Source organism: Vibrio sp. 1249-1, from assembly GCF_033340495.1.
Genome location: NZ_JAWOWJ010000553.1, coordinates 1 through 700, shown reverse-complemented (window position 1 = coordinate 700; position 700 = coordinate 1). Strand labels below are relative to the sequence as shown.

At 45.3% G+C, this 700-nt stretch carries 1 pseudogene; it reads right to left on the bottom strand.

What is annotated here, in order from left to right:
- Nucleotides 1–140 precede the first annotated feature (140 nt).
- A pseudogene (locus R7Z50_RS27565) lies at nucleotides 141–700 on the bottom strand (dipeptide/tripeptide permease); the annotation flags it as partial.

Here is a 700-nt window from a genome sequence, read left to right as displayed (position 1 = left end):
ATGCCTTAATGACGATGACATGCATATCGATATGATGGCAGAACTAGTACGCAGCAAGCTGTAGAGCTTTGGTTTTCTGTACTGAATGAATACAGAAAAGGGTCGCGATTGCGACCCTTTTTAGTAACTTTGAAACCATGTTAAGCAACTTGTGTTTGTTGCTCTTCAATTTGTTCTGCAGTGCTGTGAGTGTTTTCTGCACCGTGCATCCAACGAACAAGCGTGTTCGAGAATAACATTAGAATCACACCACTGATCAATGCGGTTACTGCGATGCCACTAAAGATAGCCATTGCACCAAGTTCACCCACATGAGAACCCACGTAACCAGCGACATAGTTCGCAATAGCGTTACAACCAAACCATGCACCCATCATCAACGATGCAAGACGTAGCGGAGCCAGTTTGGTTACAAGAGACAGACCAATAGGGGATAGACACAGTTCGCCCAAAGTATGGAAGAAGAACGCGCCAACTAGCCATAGCATGGATGTTTTCACGTTAGTATCACCACCTTGCTCCATTACTGCACCAACCATGCATAGGAAGCCTAGTGCCAAGAAGAACATGGCTAAAGCAAATTTCGCTGGTGAGTTTGGTTCACGTTTACCTAGTTTCACCCATAGAACCGCAAGGACAGGCGCAAGCGTAATGATAAAGAATGGGTTTAGTGACTGGAACCAAGCTGCAGGTACTTCAA